The sequence below is a fragment of the Mesorhizobium sp. M7A.F.Ca.CA.004.06.1.1 genome, assembly GCF_003999135.1.
Taxonomy (GTDB): domain Bacteria; phylum Pseudomonadota; class Alphaproteobacteria; order Rhizobiales; family Rhizobiaceae; genus Mesorhizobium.
In genome coordinates, this window is sequence record NZ_RZPQ01001395.1 from 1 (window position 1) to 540 (window position 540).

The 540-nt window shown below is 65.7% G+C and carries 1 protein-coding gene; it reads left to right on the forward strand.

Annotation, left to right across the window (positions count from 1 at the left end; genetic code table 11):
* The coding region (gene trpD / locus EN906_RS36555) for an anthranilate phosphoribosyltransferase (RefSeq protein ID WP_127375887.1) at positions 1 to 540 on the forward strand (540 nt) is incomplete at both ends.

Genomic DNA, 540 nt, shown 5'->3' on the forward strand with positions numbered 1-540 from the left:
GTCGATGGCGTCGGTACCGGCGGCGACAATTCTCACAGCGTCAACATTTCGACGGCATCGGCCTTCGTCGTTGCCGGCAGCGGCGTGCCGGTTGCCAAACACGGCAATCGCGGCCTGTCATCGCTGACGGGGGCAGCCGACGTGCTGGTTGCGCTCGGCGTCAAGATCGACATCTCGCCCGAATTCATCGGCCGCTGCATCCACGAGGCAGGCGTTGGCTTCATGTTCGCGCCTGCGCACCATCCGGCGATGAAGCATGTCGGCCCGACTCGCGTCGAGCTCGGCACCCGCACCATCTTCAACCTGCTCGGGCCGCTCTCCAATCCGGCCGGCGTCAAGCGGCAGCTGGTCGGTGTGTTCCTGCCGGAATGGATCCTGCCGGTTGCCGAGACGCTGAAGGCGCTGGGTGCCGAGCATGTCTGGGTTGCCCATGGCGACGGCTATGACGAGATCACCACCACCGGCGAGACGCAGGTTGCCGAACTGATCGGCGGCGAGATCCGCAGCTTCACCCTGACGCCTGAAGCGGTTGGGTTGCCG